Source organism: Streptomyces sp. NPDC048142, assembly GCF_043202835.1.
Taxonomy (GTDB): domain Bacteria; phylum Actinomycetota; class Actinomycetes; order Streptomycetales; family Streptomycetaceae; genus Streptomyces.
Genome location: NZ_JBIDBC010000041.1, coordinates 37757 through 56025, shown reverse-complemented (window position 1 = coordinate 56025; position 18269 = coordinate 37757). Strand labels below are relative to the sequence as shown.

The following is an 18269-nucleotide window of genomic DNA, read 5'->3' as shown; positions in this document are numbered from 1 at the left end:
GTCTCCGCGTCATGCACACCGGACTACACGATCCACCCCCGAAGCGAGGGCGAATCCCGCAGATTGATCACGACTCGATACAGGCCCTAGTGCGCTGGTAGCAGGTTCCCGGCGCAGATTGAGTGCCGGACGTGCCCGCCGCCCGCGCCCAACCGGAGCGGTCGACGGCCACATCCCGGAGGCCGTCAGGCTGCAGCGGCGACCTCCCGGCCCCTGCGCGTCCGACGGTGGAGGATTTCGTCGAAGGTGGCGCGGGCGCCCGTGGGGTCGATGTAGTGCATGGCCAGGAGGGCTGCGATGACGGCGCCGACCAGGTCGTTCTGGACCTCGGACCAGGTGTGGTCGTCGCCGCAGGTGGTGAGGCCCTTCAGGCCGTGGAGGGCGTGCATCGCCTCGCCCGCTTCCTCGGCGACCTTGCCGACCTGGAGGGCTTTGAGCTCCTCGTCGGGGAGGTGGGTGCCTGCCGCTCGGCAGACGGCGGAGAGCTTCTCGATGTTGTCCCACAGGGTGTCCACGTCGGACCTCCGGTCGATGGGTTCGGCTATTCCTGTGCGGGTCGTCCGAGCTGGCGTACGGTCCATCCAGCCATGCGCCAGGCGTCGGCGTCGATGAGGTTGCGGAGGTCGACGAGGACCTGGTCCGCAACCAGTGGTGCGAGGGCCTTGGGGTCGGCCTCGCGGAAGTGGGGCCATTCGGTGGCAAGGACGATCAGCTCGGCTGCCGCGAGGGAGTCTTCGAGGTCTTCGCAGTAGTCGAGTTCGGGGTGGCGGCGCAGTGCTGTGGGCACGGCGTGCGGGTCGTGGACGGTGACGGTCGCGCCGCGCTGGTGCATGAGTGCGGCGATCGCCAGGGCCGGGGATTCGCGGACGTCGTCGGTTCCGGCCTTGAAGGAAGCGCCCCAGACGGTGATCCGTACGCCGTCGACGGGTCGGCCGAGCGTCTGCTCGATGAGCCTCAGCGCGGCGGTGGGGCGGGATTCGTTGACCTCCTCTGCGGCGCGCAGCATGGTCGCTGCCTCGGCGGCGCCCAGGGCACGGGCGGAGGCGGTGAAGGCGCGGACGTCCTTCGGGAGGCAGCCGCCGCCGTAGCCGGGGCCGGCGTTCAGGCCGCCGCGGCCGATGCGGGGGTCCAGGCCGATGGCCTCGGTGAGCTGCTGGACGTCGGCTCCGGCGGCGGTGCACATGTCGGCGACGCCGTTGATGAAGGAGATCTTCATGCCGAGGTAGGCGTTGGCGGCGCCCTTGATGAGTTCGGCCGTGGCGGGATCGGTCACGAACAGCGGGATGCCGTTCGCGAGCAGTGGTGCGTAGACCTGGCGTACCGCGTCCTCAGCGCGGGCCGAGGGCACGCCCACGACGATGCGGTCGGGGTGCAGGGTGTCGTCGATGGCGTGGCCCTCGCGCAGGAACTCGGGGTTCCAGACGACCTCCACGTCCTCACCGGCCGGGGAGAGACGGGCGAGGAGGGCACCGAGGTCGCGGGAGGTGCCGACGGTGACCGTGGACTTGCCGACGATGACGGTCGGGCGGATCAGGTGCGGAGCGAGCGCGCGGGCGGCGCCGAAGACCTGCCCGGTGTCGTAGCTTCGTCCGTCCGCGTCGATGGGCGTGCCCACGGCGAGGAAGTGGATGTCGGCGAACTCGGCCGCCTCTGCGAGGCTGGTGGTGAACCGCAGGCGTCCAGTGGCGGTGTGGGCGCTGAGGAGTTCGGGCAGACCGTCCTCGTAGATGGGGCACTCACCGGCGTTGAGGCGGTCGATCTTCGCCTGGTCCAGGTCCACGCCGATGACCTCGTGGCCGATCTCGGCCATGGCAGCGGCGTGGGGGATGCCCAGGTGACCACAACCGATGACGGATACGCGCATGGGGTCGACGCTCCTTTCCTTGCCTCTCGCCCGCCCAGAGGAGTCCGGGCCGGCCGGGTGCGTCACGCTAGCGCCAACACCCGGCAGAGCCCTCTTCGTGCAGGTGGATCAACCGGCCTGTTGCTTCAGCAGGTTGACGAGGGAGGGCAGTTCCTCGGCGGCGGTCGCCCGGCACACCAGGTCGCCGTCCTGGGGCCCTTCCAGCGGGTACGGCATGAACTGGCCGTCGCGCCAGAAACCCTCCGGGTCCAGGTAGACGACCTTCATGCCGCGAGCGCGGGCGCGTGCCTGGACCTTGCGTCGGTCGGCGTGCAGCCCGACGACGAGGAGGGCCTTGGCGCCGTCCACCCACTCGACGTCGGGTACGGCCTGGTCGTAGCGGCGCATGAAGCACTCGTCGAGCCCGGCGCGCGCCGCGAGCACGTCGAAGTTGTTGGTGATGACAGGGCCGACGAGGTGCCCGGCGTCCTTCAGTTCCTTGAGCGCCCACATGGCCGGAGTCGGTTCGGCCAGGAAGCAGGCGCGGAACATCTCCACGAATTCCGCAGTCTTCTCCTCCGGCTCGTCAGAACCTCGTGGAGGAGCGTGTCCGCTGTCGGGGAGAGGGTGAAGCGGTGTTCCCGAGGCTCGTGGCCCTGGCGGTCGGTCACCCGGTAGATCTCGTGGAGCCGGTGCAGCGGCGGGATACCCGCCTCGACCGACGTGCCGCAGCCGATCTCGACCTGGAACGGCAGCAGGTCCGCGAGGACGGACAGGTCCGGGACGCGGGTCGGCGTACCGGGGCGGTCCTTGCACCTGATCCCGGTGGAGAGGACGTTCCACGGCAGCTGCCGGACCGAGGGAGGCGGTGCGTAGGACACCGAGGCGATCTGCACGTCCAGGCTCCGGTAGCCGACGGGGAGGGTGCGGCCCGCAGCGGCGTCCTGGGGGTGGACGTCGTGCTCGGTGATGCGGCACTTCAGATCCCGACGTGTCCATAAGAATCCACCGGGAGCCTCCTTCCAGCCGCCGGTGGCCAGCGAGTCCCACAGGGCGTCGTGGTGCGCGTCGATCTCGTCCGCTGGAGCGGTAGCGGAGTGGTAGAGGTACAGGTCGGTCAGGCCGATGGCCGGCGCGGCGGTGGTGGGGACCAGGCTGTACCGGTAGCGGTAGTGGATGATCCGCCGCCGGGCGTCGTCGGCGGCCGCCCAGCCGCTCTGTTCGGCCGTGGCCTTCTCCTGCGTTCGGCGCCAGATGCCTTCCTCGATGTAGCGGGGTCGGTCGGCGTCGCCGAAGTAGGTCTTCCAGACCTGCTGTTGGTCGGGGGTGAGCTGGTCGATGACGATGTACGGGATGTCCATGATCTCTCCCTGGAGAATCACGCCTGGATGTTCCGGGTGCATGGCAGGCTCCGTTGGCCGGGAAGGTGGGGTGAACGACCCGGACGGCGGAGCGGAGTCAGCGGTCGGAGGGCGGGCTCGCGTCCGTTGAGACGGCGGCGGGCTGGTGACCGAGGCCGTTGAGGAGCGGGACGGCCTGCTCACGCAGTGCCCAGGCCGGTCCCACCAGGCCGACGACCGCCAGAAGCGTGAGCGCGATGCCTCCGCCTTCGGGGCGTACGGAGCGCGGCGCGGCTTTTCGGGCGTGGCGTCGCCGAGGCCCGGTCACGGGGTGCCGCCGAGGGCCCGTCCGTGTGCGTCGACGAGGCGGCTGGTCTGCTGGTGCAGCCACACCACCTCGGCAGAGGTGAGGATGAGCGCGCCATCGAGGGTCGAGCCGTCATCCAAGTGGAACTCGATGGGAACCGATCCCTGCCTGGCCCGCGGGTCGTAGACCGCGTCCCGTCCGGCCGAGAGCGTGGCGTGGGTGGCCCTCACCGGCACGGGACTGAGCGTCGTTCCGTCGGCGGGCGCGGACCAGGGGGCCCCGCCCCCAGGCGGACGCAGGTGGTACGTCGTAGCGGAGCCCTCACCGGGGAGGGCGACCACGACCCCGACACGGCCATCGCGAGCGCTGTCCGTGGCGAGGTCGCCGAGTCGTGGAACGAACGGTGCTGCCGTACCTAACTCGGCACCCTGCGAAGGGAGATGAGAAGAGTGTCGTCGCGTCATGCCCCGAAGTTAGGGACAGGACGAGCCTCGAATATGAGCCGGAGGAATACGGCCCCTATCCGTCCAGGTGAAAGCGGTCGGACATGTGCCGCAGCTTTTCCCTTGTGGCTGCTCGTTCGGCGTAGACGATGCTGCGGAGCGTTGAACGGGCGATGGGGTGGTTACGTACGAGCTGCGGCGCGATCCGTTCAGCCGCCTCCAGCTCGGCCAGGGCCTTTGCCCGGTTCCCGTCCCACAGCCAGGCCCGCGCCACGTCCATGTGGTGGTGTCCCTGACGGGAGTTGGGCAGTGAACCGATCAAGCTCGGGCTGGTGCGGCGGTTTATCTCCAGAGCTTTGCCCTGCTTGCCCATTTCCAGGGCCACGCTGATCGCGTGGATCTGCACGTTCCCGGCGGAGAACGTCAGCGAATGCCGGTCGTACACCGGTGCGCCGACGTACGCGTCCATGCGTTCCGCCGCGTCCTTCGCGTGTCCGATACGGTCCTCCGCTTCCGATGGGCGGTTGGCCCGAGCGGCGGAGATGGCTGCCCGAAGCTGAAGCGTGCCCCAAGCCCGCACGGCCAGCGGGTCACCCTGCTCGTACGGCTGTTGCACCGAGGCGATCGCCTTGTCCGAGAGGGTCAGAGCGTCGGTCCAGTCAGCGGTCGCCCACATGTCCCAGACGCGCATCCAGTCGGCGACGGCAGGCAGCACCGGATCTCCCGACAACCTGGCCGACCACGCGGCCCGTTCGCACGCCATGGCCACCAGCTCGGGGTGTCCGAGGGCGTGTGCGGCGGTGTGTGCGAACTTGCAGCACACGGCGTAAATGGCGTACGCCTCCTCCCGATCGTGTCCGTCCGATTCCTCCGCCAGGGCGCGCGCTTCCCGGAACAGGTCCGGGAGAACTCGGAGGATCGCGACGTTGGAGGCGGTGTCCCGCAGGCGGTGCAGCCGGGTCACCTCACGCCATAGCTGTGATGCCGATCGCGGAACCCCGTCAAAGACGGGAACGAGGTCGTAGCGGCGCAGCTCGCGCAGGATCGACGAGGCGGCGATCTGCCACTGGCTGTCGTCGGGGGAGCTGCTGTACGGGCGTCCGATCAGGTCGTTCGGATGGACGTGCAGCTCTGCGGCCACCTGGTTGAGCAGCCCGACCCGGTCCAGCTCGATCAGGCCGCGCTCCATCTTCGACACCCAGCCCTGCGACTTTCCGAGGGCCGTCGCCAGGTCGGCCTGCGGCATGCCCAGTCGCAGCCTTGCCCTGCGAGCGCGCTTGCCGATCTCCTCGGCTTCCTCCAGCATCAGGACACCTCCCGGCCGCCGGACGATCCGGCGCGACCGCCGGTCTGTCCGTACAGAGTTCGTCTCCTGCACGGTACCCATGACGCGGCTTCAGCGTGAGACGAGCTGCCAGGACGGTGGCGGCGACGGGCCGTGTACCGCTGTCCCGTCCTGAACGGCCGGTCCAGGGCCGGAGGCGCTTCCGTCCGCCATCAGTGCCCGGACTGCCACCAGGTGTTGATCCCGAAGCCGCCGATGCCGAGCGGCAGCGGATCATGGGGATGAGGAACACCCCATGTCGCCTACTGCCGGAGGCAGCCAGTGATCACCGTGACCGTCCTCCACCCTGGAACCATGGGCGCGGCGATCACCGCCGAGCTTGTCGCCGGCGGCCATGAGGCACTGTCGGTGACCAAGGGCCGCAGTGAGAACACCTGGCTCCGCGGGAGGGAAGCCGGTGCCACGGCGTACGACTCGCTCGCGGAAGCGCTGTCCCGAAGCGCGGTCGTTCTCTCGGTGTGCCCACCACAGGCGGCGGAGGACGTTGCGGCGGCGGTGGCCGCGCACGGCTTCGCGGGGGTGTACGCCGATGTGAACGCCATCAGCCCGCAACGCGTACGGCGCATCGCCGACGAGATCCGCCCCGGCTCCGCAGTTGTCGACGGTGCCGTTTTCGGTCAGCCGCCAGGCGAGGGGCGTGCCACACGGCTCTATCTCGCAGGGGCCGACTCTCCCGTCGAGCTGGTGGCGTCGCTGTTCACGGACTCCGCGCTGCACGTGTGCCGGGTCGGGGACACACCCGGTTCCGCTTCCGCGCTGAAGATGGCCTTTGCCAGCTACCAGAAGGCCGCTCGCACCCTCGCCGGCATCGCTCACGCGCTCGCCGACGCCCATGGAGTCGGTGATCAGCTCACGGCCGAAGCCGAGATCATGATCTCCGCGATCCTCTCCGATCCGGAGTACCTGCCGAGTGTTGCAGCCCGAGCCTGGCGCTGGGCACCTGAGATGGAAGAGGTCGCCGACACCCTCCGCGCGGCCGACCTGCCCCCGGACATGGCCGAGGCCACGGCTCGGGTACTCGCTTTCTGGGAGCAGGACAAGGACCAGTACGACTTGCCGGTCGTGCACACCCTCTCCCAGCTCCGGTCAGAAAGGAGCAGTTGATTCGTTCATGCTGAGGGCGCGCGATACCTTGATAGATCCAGACAACAAACAAGGCCCCGGTCACTGACCAGGGCCTTCATCAAAGAGCGGGTGACGAGAATCGAACTCGCGCTCTGAGCTTGGGAAGCTCATGTTCTACCATTAAACTACACCCGCGAAGCGCGCCGATCACCGGCGCTGCATCGTTCCACACTCTACCCCATGCCAGGCCCCCGGCGGATGAGCCGTGGGGCCTTCGTGTTGTGCGCCCGGGTGGAGGGGGAGGGTGGACGGGGGTGTGGTGGGCGGGAGTTGGGGGCGTAGCGTGGGTGGCCGGAGTGCCGTGTGCGGCGGCGTCCTGTTCATCCCCTAATGTGGCTTTCTCGTCCATATGTGGTTGGGGAAGGGGCTTGATGGAGTCGATGGAGCGCACCGTCGTCCGCTGTGCCGAAGGGCATGTTTTCGCTACCTCGTCGTTCCCGATGCAGCAGCTCGGGGCCGGCCGGATCGGGCCAGGGCGGCTGATCCGGTGTCCTCGGTGTGCCCGGTTGCGGCAGGCCGTGCCGGTGGCGTTCGAGAAGCGGTAGGAAGCGGCTGTAAGAAGCGGCTGTAAGGAAGCGGCTGTAGGTGGCAGGGATGAGGTCGTAGGCAGTCGGGGCGGAAGGCGTCCGGCAGGCGCGCGGGTGGTCCGGTTGGGGCGGGCTCGCGCGTTCTGCGTATCCTCGGGATGTGCTTCTCTCAGACAAGGACATCCGGGCCGAGATCGACACCGGCCGCGTCCGTATTGATCCGTACGACCCTTCGATGGTGCAGCCGTCGAGCATCGACGTGCGGCTGGACCGCTACTTCCGGGTGTTCGAGAACCACCGGTACCCGCACATCGATCCGGCCGTCGAACAGCCCGACCTGACCCGCACGGTCGAGCCGGAGGGCGACGAGGCGTTCATCCTGCACCCCGGGGAGTTCGTGCTGGCGTCCACGTACGAGGTGATCTCGCTCCCCGACGATCTGGCCTCGCGGCTGGAGGGCAAGAGTTCACTCGGGCGGCTCGGTCTGGTGACGCACTCGACGGCCGGGTTCATCGACCCCGGGTTCTCCGGGCACGTGACCCTGGAGCTGTCGAATCTCGCGACCCTGCCGATAAAGCTGTGGCCGGGCATGAAGATCGGGCAGCTGTGCCTGTTCAAGCTGACCTCGTCCTCCGAGTTCCCGTACGGCTCCGAGCGGTACGAGTCGCGGTACCAGGGGCAGCGGGGGCCGACGGCCTCGCGGTCGTTCCAGAACTTCCATCGGACTCAGGTGTGATCGACCATGACTGGTGACGTGCGGGAGAACCTTACGTACGAGGGCTTCGGGCGGGCGGTGCGCGAGCTGGCGCAGGCCGTCGCCGACGACGGGTACGAGCCCGATGTCGTGCTGAGCATCGCGCGCGGTGGCGTGTTCGTCGCGGGCGGGCTCGCGTACGCCCTGGACTGCAAGAACATCCATCTGGTCAATGTGGAGTTCTATACGGGTGTCGGGACCACCCTGGAGATGCCCGTCATGCTGGCGCCCGTGCCCAACGCGATCGACTTCTCCGAGAAGAAGGTCCTGATCGCCGACGACGTCGCCGACACCGGCAAGACGCTCAAGCTCGTCCACGACTTCTGCGTCGACCATGTCGCCGAGGTGCGCAGCGCCGTCATCTACGAGAAGTCCCACTCCCTCGTGAAGTGCGAGTACGTGTGGAAGAAGACCGATCAGTGGATCAACTTCCCGTGGAGCGTGGAGAAGCCCGTCGTGCGGCGGGACGGGCAGGTTCTCGACGCGTAGGGCGCTGCCTGTCTGTTGCCTGTTGCCTGTTCAACGAGAGCCCGAATGTGAAAAGGCCCCCGGAGCGGTTTTTCTGCTCCAGGGGCCTTTTCGTGCTTACAGGGCTGTCAGATCGTGCCCAGCTTGATGATCGACAGCAGCGCGATCAGCTGGATCGCCGATGCTCCCAGCGCCTTCGGCCACGGCAGGTCGTGCGACTTGCTGACCATCGACGTGAACAGCGCCCCCGCCGCCAGCCAGGTCAGCCAGCCCACGATCTGGACCAGGGAGTTCTCGCCGCCCAGGAAGAGGGCGAAGAGCAGCCGGGGGGCGTCGGTCATCGACATGATCAGCATCGACAGGCCCACCGTCGGCTGCCACGAGCCCGTGCCGCCGAGCTGGCGGGCCAGGGTGTGGGTCACCGCGCCGAGGACCAGGCCGCCGATGACGAAGCCGACGCCGGTGAACAGGACGTACGGGATGGCCGTCGAGATCGTCGCGTTGATCGCTTCTTCGCGCGCCTGGTCGAAGCCGAAGAGCGCGAGCAGGCCGTAGACGAAGGTGATGACCAGCGCCGGGCCCCAGACCGGGTAGTCCCGCATCTGCCAGAACGTCGGCCCCGGGCGCGTCACGATGCCGGTCAGCAGTTCCTTCCAGCGCAGCCGAGGACCCGCCGGCTGGGCGGGGCCGGAACCGGCGCGGTAGGTGTTGCCGTCGCCGTAGGGGTCCTCGTCGACGCGGAACGCCTGTGTGTGACCCGGGTTGTTGGCGTACGGGTCGTGGGGCGCGGGGTCGGTGTACGGGTCGCCGAAGTACTCCGGCTCGCCGTGGCCGCCGTGGCCGCCGTGGCCGCCGTGGCCGCCGTGGCCGTGAGAGGCCTGTCCGTGAGGGGCCTGTCCGTGAGGGGCCTGTCCGTGGCCTCCGTATCCGCTCTGTCCGCCCTGCCCGCGTCCCGCGTAGCCGCCTCCGCCGCCGTACGGGGCGGCCTGCGGGGTTCCGTACGGCGGAGGCGCCGTGCCGTTGCCGGGGCCTCCTGCCGTCGGCCAAGGCTGAGCACCGTACGGCGGCTGTGGTGCCTGCCCTCCGTACGGCTGCTGCCGCTGCTGCTGCGGTTGTTGCGGGGTGCGGTTGTCCCGGCCGCGTCCGATCCTGAATCCAGCCACCCGTCGAACGTACCTGGTCCCGGGGGCGGGCAGTGGGGGCCGGGGGAACCCGTCCGCCATTGCGGCCGACCTGTGACATCCCCTAAGGGCTGCCCGGGGCCCCCGGGGGAGGGGGAGCTCAGGGGGAGTTCAGGGGAGGAACAGCGCCGTGGAGAAGGTGAGTACCGGCTCGTCCGTGGTACCCGCCGGGTAGAGGGCGATCAGGTCCTGCCGCTCACCCCGGTACGTCCGCACCACCGTGTCCGGCTTCTGGTCGCCGTCGAAGTCGCCGCAGACCGGCACGATGCCGATGCCCGCGTCGTCGCCGTGGCTGTCCTCGGGGGCCTTCACCAGGTCGTCGATGACCAGGTCGCGGTGGCCGTCGCCGTTGAAGTCGTACGGGACACGGCTGCCGGTGCCGCGTGGGACGGGGACGCGTGCCGTGCCCGCCTGGGCCTGGGGGCGGGTCTGTGCCTTCGGCGGGGTGTCGCCGTTCTTGCCGTCGGACGCGGAGGAGGACGTGGAGGAGGACGACGGCCCGTCTGCGGGCGAGGGGCTCCCGCAGCCCGCGAGTGCGAGCAGCAGGCCCGCGCAGCCCACGGCGAGGGCGGCCGTCGCCTTGGTGGTGACCGGCGCCTTCGGGTGCGTGAGATGCGTGATGCGTGGACGCACGGGGCCTCGTTCGTCGCTCGTCGGTGTGTGCGTTGTGCCGTCGGTTGTCCTCGGTTGCCGCGTTGCCGCGTTGCCGCGTTGGCGATTGTCGGCCGGTGTCCGCCGGATCTCAGGCGGATCCTGGGCGGGTTCGGAGTGGTTCCTGGCCCTTCACGGGTTTCTCCGGGGCACATGATGCACGCAGATGCGTCGTCGCGTACATGTCCGAGTTCACATGCGGCGGTCGTCACGTCCCGGACGGCACCCGGACGGCACCCGGCGTCGTGACGCGACGGACCGGGCACGGAAAAGCGGCCGGTCCTGCCCCCGAGGCAGGTCCGGCCGCTCATCGCGCGAACGGTTACGTCACTTTGCCGGTTCGGGCTCCGGTGCGTCCACCTGCTCCGGCTCGCCCGCCGGGTCCGCCGGGGTCTTCACCGACTCCAGGAGGAGCTGCGAGACGTCCACGACCTGGATGGACTCCTTGGCCTGGCCGTCGTTCTTCTTGCCGTTGACCGAGTCGGTCAGCATGACGAGACAGAACGGGCAGGCGGTGGAGACGATGTCCGGGTTGAGGGCGAGGGCTTCGTCGACGCGCTCGTTGTTGACGCGCTTGCCGATCCGCTCCTCCATCCACATCCGGGCACCACCGGCGCCGCAGCAGAAACCGCGCTCCTTGTGGCGGTGCATCTCCTCGTTCCGCAGCCCCGGGACCTTCGCGATGATCTCGCGCGGCGGGGTGTAGATCTTGTTGTGACGGCCCAGGTAGCAGGGGTCGTGGTACGTGATCAGGCCCTCGACCGGGGTCACCGGGATCAGCTTGCCCTCGTCGACGAGGTGCTGGAGCAGCTGCGTGTGGTGGATGACCTCGTACTCGCCGCCGAGCTGCGGGTACTCGTTCGCGATCGTGTTGAAGCAGTGCGGGCAGGTGGCGACGATCTTCTTCGACGCCTTGGGCTTCTTCGTCCCCGGCTCGTCGTCGTCCTCGCCGTACGCCATGTTCAGCATCGCCACGTTCTCCTGGCCGAGCTGCTGGAACAGCGGCTCGTTGCCCAGGCGGCGGGCGGAGTCACCCGTGCACTTCTCGTCGCCGCCCATGATCGCGAACTTGACGCCCGCGATGTGCAGCAGCTCCGCGAAGGCCTTCGTGGTCTTCTTGGCCCGGTCCTCCAGGGCGCCCGCGCAGCCGACCCAGTACAGGTAGTCGACCTCGGTGAGGTCCTCGACGTCCTTCCCGACGATCGGGACCTCGAAGTCGACCTCCTTGGTCCACTCGACGCGCGCCTTCTTGGCCAGCCCCCAGGGGTTGCCCTTCTTCTCCAGGTTCTTGAGCATCGTGCCCGCCTCGGACGGGAACGCGGACTCGATCATCACCTGGTAGCGGCGCATGTCGACGATGTGGTCGATGTGCTCGATGTCGACCGGGCACTGCTCGACGCACGCACCGCAGGTGGTGCAGGACCACAGGACGTCCGGGTCGATGACGCCGTTCTCCTCGGCGGTGCCGATCAGCGGACGCTCGGCCTCGGCGAGGGCGGCCGCGGGAACGTCCTTGAGCTGCTCCTCGGTGGCCTTCTCGTTGCCCTCCATGTCCTTGCCGCCGCCTGCCAGGAGGTACGGGGCCTTGGCGTGCGCGTGGTCGCGCAGCGACATGATGAGGAGCTTCGGGGAGAGCGGCTTGCCGGTGTTCCAGGCGGGGCACTGGGACTGGCAGCGGCCGCACTCGGTGCAGGTGGAGAAGTCGAGGATGCCCTTCCAGGAGAACTGCTCGACCTGGGAGACGCCGAAGACCGCGTCCTCGGCCGGGTCCTCCCAGTCGATCTCCTTGCCGCCCGACGTCATCGGCTGGAGTGCGCCGAGTGCGACGTCGCCGTCGGCGTTCCGCTTGAACCAGATGTTCGGGAAGCCGAGGAAGCGGTGCCAGGCGACACCCATGTTGGTGTTGAGCCCGACCGTGATCGCCCAGATCATCGTCGTACCGAGCTTGATCATCGCGAACAGGTAGACCAGGTTCTGCAGCGTTTCGACGCTCAGCCCCTCGAAGGCCAGCACCAGGGGGTACGAGGCGAAGTACGCGGGCCCGTAGCTGTCCACGTCATGCAGGGCGCCCTCCAGACCGCGGAGCACCATGATCGCGGCGCCGATGATCAGGATGATCGCCTCGACGAAGTACGCCTGGCCCATCTTCGAACCGGTGAAGCGCGACTTGCGGCCCGCCCGCGAGGGCAGGTTCAGCTGGCGGATCGCGATCAGGACGAGGATGCCGAGGGTCGTGCCGAGCGCGATGAACTCGATGTAGACCTCGTACGGCAGGAACGTGCCGATGTACGGCAGCACCCAGTCGGCCTTGAACAGCTGGCCGTACGCCGTGACGATCGTCAGACCCAGGGTCAGAAAGCCGACCGCGACGAACCAGTGGGCGACGCCCACGATTCCCCAGCGGTTCATGCGGGTGTGGCCGACGAACTCCTTGATCAAGGTGATCGTTCGCTGCTTGGGGTCGTCGGTGCGGCTGCCTGCTGGTACCGACTGTCCGAGACGGACGAAGCGGTAGATCTGCGCGACGGCTCGGGTGATGAGCGCAACGCCGACGACCGTCAGCACCAGCGACACGATGATCGCGGCGAGTTGCATTTTGGGGGCTCCTCGGGCCTGCGAGAGCGGGGTCCAGTTCCTACTGCCCGCAACTACTAAGCAGTAACTTAATTAGTCTGTGCTGACACTATCCACTTAGTCCACCCCGCCGCAGCCGGGCGGGCGGTGATCTGCGTCGCTCAGGTGTGCCTTGGTTCGACGGACCTTGCGGAGCCGCGTCCGCAGGGGACCGCGTGCGGCTTCGGCGAGGATCGTCAGGTCGAGCACCACTCCATGGTGCTCTGCGTAGTGCTGGTCCAGCAGGGCGGGGTCGTCCCACGGCAGGCCGGAGCGGGCGCGCACCTGCGCAAGACCGGTCAGGCCCGGCCGCAGCTCCTGCCGCCACTGCCGGGTTCCCGGCCCCGCGGCGCGCGGGTCGCCCGGGGCCAGCGGGGCGGGGCCGACCAGGGACAGATCACCGCGTACGACGTGGGGCAGCCGGGAGAACAGGTCCAGCCGGAGCCTCCGGGTGCGCAGGGTGCGCAGTGCGAAGACCCGGCCGCCCAGGCCGACCCTGGGCCGGCGGTCCCAGGCGCCGCCCGGGGTGTGCCTCGCGGTCAGGACGAGGGCCGCCACGGCGACGGCGGGGGCGGTCAGGACCAGCAGGGCGGTGCCCAGGGTCAGGTCCAGGGCCCGTTCGGCTGTCGTACGCGGGGTGAAGCGGTCCGCCAGGCGCCCGGCCCGGTCGGTGAGTCCGGCCAGGTGTGCCGCGGGGCGCGAGGGGAAGTGCCCTCTGGCCGTTCCGCTCAGCGGCCTGTGCTGGTGCTGATGCGGGTACGGATTCGGGCGGCGTGATTCCGTCGCGTACGGCTGCCGGCTGGGCGTCGCCGGCTCGGGCGTCGCCGGGCGGGGGCGGGGTGGGCGGGGGAGCGAGGAGGGGCGCTGTTCCGGTTGTGCCGCCTCTGTCCGGTTCTGCCGCTGGGGCTGGGGCTGGGGCGGGGTCTGGGCCGGGGGCTGGAGTTGCCGGTTCCTGCGATTTTTCTTCTGGCTCTTCTGGCTCTTGCTCTTGAGGCTCTTCCGGCCCTCCAAGCCCTGCGAGCTCTTCTGGCTCTTCTGGTTCTTCTGCCGTACGCGCGGCTTCCTCGCGTTCTGCATCGCGCCCGCCCGGGGTTCGAGGTTCGATGGTGTGACGATCCACGGTGAAACCTGCCGGTCGATGACGATAGCGACTGTCTCGCGGCATTTTGTGACAGAACGATCCCATGCTGGGACCGTGGGGCGGGCGGTGCGCGAGGGGTGTGGCGTGTGCGGGTGCGGCCGTGGGGTGGTGGGGATGGCCCGGTGAGCCCTGGGTGTGCTCTGTGTGAGCACTTAAGTTGAGCGTAAGTGACTCAGGTCTGTTGACTCCGGGGCGGGTGTCATGCATTCTTGAGTCAGATCCGCTCAAGTAGTCAGTTGGAGGAATTGAAATGGCACGTGCGGTCGGCATCGACCTGGGCACGACTAACTCCGTCGTCAGCGTTCTCGAAGGCGGCGAGCCCACCGTCATCACCAACGCCGAAGGCGCCAGGACCACGCCGTCCGTCGTCGCCTTCGCCAAGAACGGCGAGGTGCTCGTCGGCGAGGTCGCCAAGCGCCAGGCGGTCACCAACGTCGACAGGACCATCCGCTCCGTCAAGCGCCACATGGGCACTGACTGGAAGATCGACCTGGACGGCAAGAGCTTCAACCCGCAGCAGATGAGCGCCTTCATCCTGCAGAAGCTGAAGCGCGACGCCGAGTCCTACCTGGGCGAGAAGGTGACCGACGCGGTCATCACCGTCCCGGCGTACTTCAACGACTCCGAGCGTCAGGCGACGAAGGAGGCCGGCGAGATCGCGGGCCTGAACGTCCTGCGCATCGTCAACGAGCCGACCGCCGCCGCCCTGGCGTACGGCCTCGACAAGGACGACCAGACGATCCTCGTCTTCGACCTCGGTGGCGGCACCTTCGACGTGTCCCTCCTGGAGATCGGCGACGGCGTCGTCGAGGTGAAGGCCACCAACGGTGACAACCACCTCGGTGGTGACGACTGGGACCAGCGCGTCGTCGACTACCTGGTGAAGCAGTTCGCCAACGGGCACGGCGTGGACCTGTCCAAGGACAAGATGGCTCTCCAGCGTCTCCGTGAGGCCGCGGAGAAGGCGAAGATCGAGCTCTCGTCCTCGACCGAGACCACGATCAACCTGCCGTACATCACGGCGTCCGCCGAGGGTCCGCTGCACCTGGACGAGAAGCTCACGCGCTCGCAGTTCCAGCAGCTGACGGCGGACCTCCTGGACCGCTGCAAGACCCCGTTCCACAACGTCATCAAGGACGCGGGCATCCAGCTCTCCGAGATCGACCACGTCGTTCTCGTCGGTGGCTCCACCCGTATGCCCGCCGTCGCCGAGCTCGTCAAGGAGCTGACCGGCGGCCAGGACGCCAACAAGGGTGTGAACCCGGACGAGGTCGTCGCCATCGGCGCCGTGCTCCAGGCCGGTGTGCTCAAGGGCGAGGTCAAGGACGTCCTGCTCCTCGACGTCACCCCGCTGTCCCTCGGCATCGAGACCAAGGGAGGGATCATGACCAAGCTCATCGAGCGCAACACCACGATCCCGACCAAGCGGTCCGAGATCTTCACGACGGCCGAGGACAACCAGCCGTCCGTGCAGATCCAGGTCTACCAGGGCGAGCGCGAGATCGCGGCGTACAACAAGAAGCTCGGGATGTTCGAGCTGACCGGTCTGCCGCCGGCCCCGCGCGGTGTCCCGCAGATCGAGGTCGCCTTCGACATCGACGCCAACGGCATCATGCACGTCACGGCCAAGGACCTCGGCACCGGCAAGGAGCAGAAGATGACCGTCACCGGCGGCTCCTCGCTGCCGAAGGACGAGGTCAACCGGATGCGCGAAGAGGCCGAGAAGTACGCGGAGGAGGACCACGCCCGCCGCGAGGCCGCCGAGTCGCGCAACCAGGGCGAGCAGCTCGTCTACCAGACGGAGAAGTTCCTCAAGGACAACGAGGACAAGGTTCCGGCTGACGTGAAGACGGAGGTGGAGACCGCTGTCGGCGAGCTGAAGGAGAAGCTCAAGGGCGAGGACTCCGCCGAGATCCGCACGGCCACCGAGAAGGTCGCGGCCGTCTCCCAGAAGCTGGGCCAGGCGATGTACGCCAACGCCCAGGCCGAGGGGGCGACCCCGGGCGCGGAGGCCCCGGGCGACGCTCGGGCCAAGGCCGATGACGACGTCGTCGACGCCGAGATCGTGGACGACGAGAAGGACACCAAGGGAGGTGCGGCGTGACAGAGGAGACTCCGGGCTTCGAGGAGAAGCCCGACGTCCCCTCCGGCGCCACCCCTGATGACGCCGAGCCGAAGGCTGCCGCCCCCTCCGAGGAGGCGGCGGCGGCCCCGGCCGGGGACACCGATCCGACCGTCGGTCTGACCGCACAGCTGGACCAGGTACGCACCGCGCTCGGCGAGCGCACCGCGGACCTCCAGCGGCTTCAGGCCGAGTACCAGAACTACCGCCGCCGCGTCGAGCGGGACCGGGTCACGGTCAAGGAGATCGCTGTCGCGAACCTCCTGTCAGAGCTCCTGCCCGTGCTCGACGACGTCGGCCGCGCGCGGGAACACGGCGAGCTGGTCGGCGGCTTCAAGTCGGTGGCCGAATCGATGGAGACCATCGTCGCGAAGCTGGGCCTCCAGCAGTTCGGCAAGGAGGGCGAGCCCTTCGACCCGACGATCCACGAGGCCCTGATGCACAGCTACGCGCCGGACGTCACCGAGACGACCTGCGTGGCGATCCTGCAGCCGGGGTATCGCATCGGCGAGCGCACCATCCGCCCCGCGCGGGTGGCCGTCGCCGAGCCGCAGCCGGGCGCCACGCCCGCCGCGGCCAAGGAAGAGAAGACAGACGACGAGGAGAGCGGTGGCACCGAGGAGGTCTGACGGCAACGCGTCCGACCACCACGGTGCACACCGACCGGCCCGGCGGCCGGCCCACGGGCCGGCCGCTCGGCCGATCGTCCGGAAGGAGGGACGTCGATGAGCACGAAGGACTTCGTCGAGAAGGACTACTACAAGGTTCTCGGCGTCCCCAAGGACGCCACCGACGCCGAGGTCAAGAAGGCGTACCGGAAGCTCGCCCGCGAGTTCCACCCGGACGCCAACAAGGGCGACGCCAAGGCGGAGGAGCGCTTCAAGGAGATCTCCGAGGCGAACGACATCCTCGGTGACCCCAAGAAGCGCAAGGAGTACGACGAGGCGCGCGCCCTCTTCGGCAACGGCGGCTTCCGCCCCGGCCCCGGTGGTGCGGGCGGCAACTTCAACTTCGACCTGGGCGACCTCTTCGGCGGGGGCGCCCCGGGCGGCGGACAGGGCGGCGGCTTCGGCGGCGGCGGGGGCGGTCTCGGCGACGTCTTCGGCGGGCTGTTCAACCGCGGCGGCGCGGGCACCCGCGTCCAGCCGAAGCGCGGCCAGGACATCGAGTCCGAGGTGACGCTCAGCTTCACCGAGGCGGTCGACGGGGCCACGGTCCCGCTGCGGATGTCCAGCCAGGCGCCCTGCAAGGCGTGCTCCGGTACCGGCGACAAGAACGGCACCCCCAGGGTCTGCCCGACCTGTGTCGGCACCGGCCAGGTCTCGCGCGGCAGCGGCGGCGGCTTCTCGCTCACCGATCCCTGTGTGGACTGCAAGGGCCGGGGCCTCATCGCCCAGGACCCCTGTGACGTCTGCAGGGGCAGCGGCCGGGCGAAGTCGGCGCACACCATGCAGGTGAGGATCCCGGCGGGCGTCTCCGACGGCCAGCGGATCCGGCTGCGCGGCAAGGGCGGTCCGGGCGAACGCGGCGGTCCGGCCGGCGATCTGTACGTCGTCGTCCACGTCGACGCCCACCCGGTCTTCGGCCGCAAGGGCGACAACCTCACAGTCACCGTGCCCGTCACCTATCCGGAGGCGACGCTCGGCGGCGAGGTCAAGGTCCCGACCCTCGGCGGACCCCCGGTCACCCTGAAGCTTCCCGCCGGCACCCCCAACGGGCGTACGATGCGCGCCCGGGGCAAGGGCGCGGTGCGCAAGGACGGTACCCGCGGCGACCTGTTGGTCACCGTGGAGGTCGCGGTCCCCAGGGACCTGGGCCAGGAGGCCAGGGACGCCCTGGAGGCCTACCGGAAGGCGACCGCGGACGAGGACCCGCGGGCGGAACTGTTCCAGGCCGCGAAGGGAGCTTGAGATGGACGGCCGTCGACGCAATCCGTACCAGCTGACCGATGAGACCCCGGTGTACGTGATTTCGATCGCGGCCCAGCTCTCGGGCCTCCACCCGCAGACACTGCGCCAGTACGACCGTCTCGGCCTGGTCTCCCCGGACCGTACGGCCGGGCGCGGCCGGCGCTACTCGGCCCGCGACATCGAGCTGCTGCGCACCGTGCAGCAGCTGTCGCAGGACGAGGGCATCAACCTCGCGGGCATCAAGCGGATCATCGAGCTGGAGAACCAGGTGGCCGCGCTCCAGCAGCGCGTCGCCGAGCTCTCGGCGGCGGTGGACGGAGCGGCGGTCGCCATGCAGCAGCGCGAGGCCCAGGTGCACGCCTCGTACCGCCGGGACCTGGTGCCGTACCAGGACGTGCAGCAGACCAGCGCGCTGGTGGTCTGGCGGCCGAAGCCTAAGCGGCCGACGGACTGAGAGCCGCCCGGCGGGTACCTGCCTTCGCGTTACGGGGCCGGGAGA

15 protein-coding genes, 1 tRNA gene and 2 pseudogenes are annotated in these 18269 nt (G+C 69.1%); 7 read left to right on the top strand and 11 right to left on the bottom strand.

From position 1 onward, the window contains the following. Positions 1–185 precede the first annotated feature (185 nt). The 6 genes and pseudogenes from ACGF2Y_RS33025 to ACGF2Y_RS33000 form a co-directional block, all read right to left on the bottom strand. Entirely contained in the window at positions 186–515 is a 330-nt protein-coding gene (locus ACGF2Y_RS33025) for a MazG-like family protein (protein ID WP_392955058.1), read from the bottom strand. A gap of 26 nt (positions 516–541) precedes the next feature. After that, complete coding sequence (locus tag ACGF2Y_RS33020; protein ID WP_392955056.1) at positions 542–1864, bottom strand: UDP-glucose dehydrogenase family protein; 1323 nt, start codon at positions 1862–1864, stop codon at positions 542–544. Between the two features lie 108 nt (positions 1865–1972). Next, positions 1973–3204: pseudogene (locus ACGF2Y_RS33015) on the bottom strand (hypothetical protein). Between the two features lie 97 nt (positions 3205–3301). Beyond that, complete coding sequence (locus ACGF2Y_RS33010) at positions 3302–3511, bottom strand: hypothetical protein (RefSeq protein ID WP_097931949.1); 210 nt, start codon at positions 3509–3511, stop codon at positions 3302–3304. After that, positions 3508–3726, bottom strand: coding sequence for a hypothetical protein (locus ACGF2Y_RS33005; RefSeq protein WP_392955054.1), 219 nt, complete (start codon positions 3724–3726; stop codon positions 3508–3510). Before ACGF2Y_RS33005 ends, ACGF2Y_RS33010 begins: the two co-directional genes overlap by 4 nt. A 283-nt stretch (positions 3727–4009) precedes the next feature. Then, the gene (locus ACGF2Y_RS33000; protein WP_392955052.1) at positions 4010–5239 is read right to left on the bottom strand and encodes a helix-turn-helix domain-containing protein; all 1230 of its coding nucleotides are present in this window, start codon (positions 5237–5239) and stop codon (positions 4010–4012) included. A 300-nt stretch (positions 5240–5539) separates the two neighbouring features. Here ACGF2Y_RS33000 and ACGF2Y_RS32995 point away from each other — a divergent pair, with 300 nt between their 5' ends. Then, on the top strand, positions 5540–6382 hold the full coding sequence (locus ACGF2Y_RS32995; protein WP_392955050.1) for a DUF1932 domain-containing protein: 843 nt from the start codon (positions 5540–5542) through the stop codon (positions 6380–6382). A gap of 85 nt (positions 6383–6467) precedes the next feature. Here ACGF2Y_RS32995 and ACGF2Y_RS32990 read toward each other — a convergent pair. Next, positions 6468–6538, bottom strand: a tRNA-Gly gene (locus tag ACGF2Y_RS32990). Between the two features lie 552 nt (positions 6539–7090). On the opposite strand from ACGF2Y_RS32990, the gene dcd reads away from it, so the two are divergent. Beyond that, the gene (gene dcd, locus ACGF2Y_RS32985) at positions 7091–7666 is read left to right on the top strand and encodes a dCTP deaminase (protein WP_007452873.1); all 576 of its coding nucleotides are present in this window, start codon (positions 7091–7093) and stop codon (positions 7664–7666) included. A gap of 6 nt (positions 7667–7672) precedes the next feature. Beyond that, positions 7673–8173: a phosphoribosyltransferase gene (locus ACGF2Y_RS32980; protein WP_392955048.1), complete on the top strand. Its 501-nt coding sequence runs from the start codon at positions 7673–7675 to the stop codon at positions 8171–8173. Between the two features lie 107 nt (positions 8174–8280). Here ACGF2Y_RS32980 and ACGF2Y_RS32975 read toward each other — a convergent pair whose 3' ends face one another. From ACGF2Y_RS32975 to ACGF2Y_RS32960, 4 genes and pseudogenes are all read right to left on the bottom strand, one after another. After that, entirely contained in the window at positions 8281–9315 is a 1035-nt protein-coding gene (locus ACGF2Y_RS32975; protein ID WP_392955046.1) for a Yip1 family protein, read from the bottom strand. Positions 9316–9558: 243 nt separating this feature from the next. After that, positions 9559–9966 (bottom strand): annotated as a pseudogene (locus ACGF2Y_RS32970) (hypothetical protein); the annotation flags it as partial. 345 nt (positions 9967–10311) lie between these two features. After that, positions 10312–12579 (bottom strand): (Fe-S)-binding protein, encoded by a 2268-nt coding sequence (locus ACGF2Y_RS32965; RefSeq protein ID WP_392955044.1) that lies wholly within the window; start codon positions 12577–12579, stop codon positions 10312–10314. Positions 12580–12675: 96 nt separating this feature from the next. Beyond that, entirely contained in the window at positions 12676–13329 is a 654-nt protein-coding gene (locus ACGF2Y_RS32960) for a sugar transferase (protein WP_392955062.1), read from the bottom strand. A 659-nt stretch (positions 13330–13988) separates the two neighbouring features. Between ACGF2Y_RS32960 and dnaK the strand changes: the two genes are divergently transcribed. From dnaK to ACGF2Y_RS32940, 4 genes are all read left to right on the top strand, one after another. Further along, complete coding sequence (dnaK, locus tag ACGF2Y_RS32955) at positions 13989–15842, top strand: molecular chaperone DnaK (protein WP_392955042.1); 1854 nt, start codon at positions 13989–13991, stop codon at positions 15840–15842. After that, the gene (gene grpE, locus ACGF2Y_RS32950) at positions 15839–16489 is read left to right on the top strand and encodes a nucleotide exchange factor GrpE (RefSeq protein ID WP_392955040.1); all 651 of its coding nucleotides are present in this window, start codon (positions 15839–15841) and stop codon (positions 16487–16489) included. Before dnaK ends, grpE begins: the two co-directional genes overlap by 4 nt. A gap of 96 nt (positions 16490–16585) precedes the next feature. Next, entirely contained in the window at positions 16586–17770 is a 1185-nt protein-coding gene (gene dnaJ / locus ACGF2Y_RS32945) for a molecular chaperone DnaJ (RefSeq protein WP_392955038.1), read from the top strand. A gap of 1 nt (position 17771) precedes the next feature. Next, a complete protein-coding gene (locus ACGF2Y_RS32940) occupies positions 17772–18224 on the top strand; it encodes a heat shock protein transcriptional repressor HspR (RefSeq protein WP_007452885.1) in 453 nt (150 codons plus the stop codon). The last annotated feature ends 45 nt before the right edge of the window (positions 18225–18269 follow it).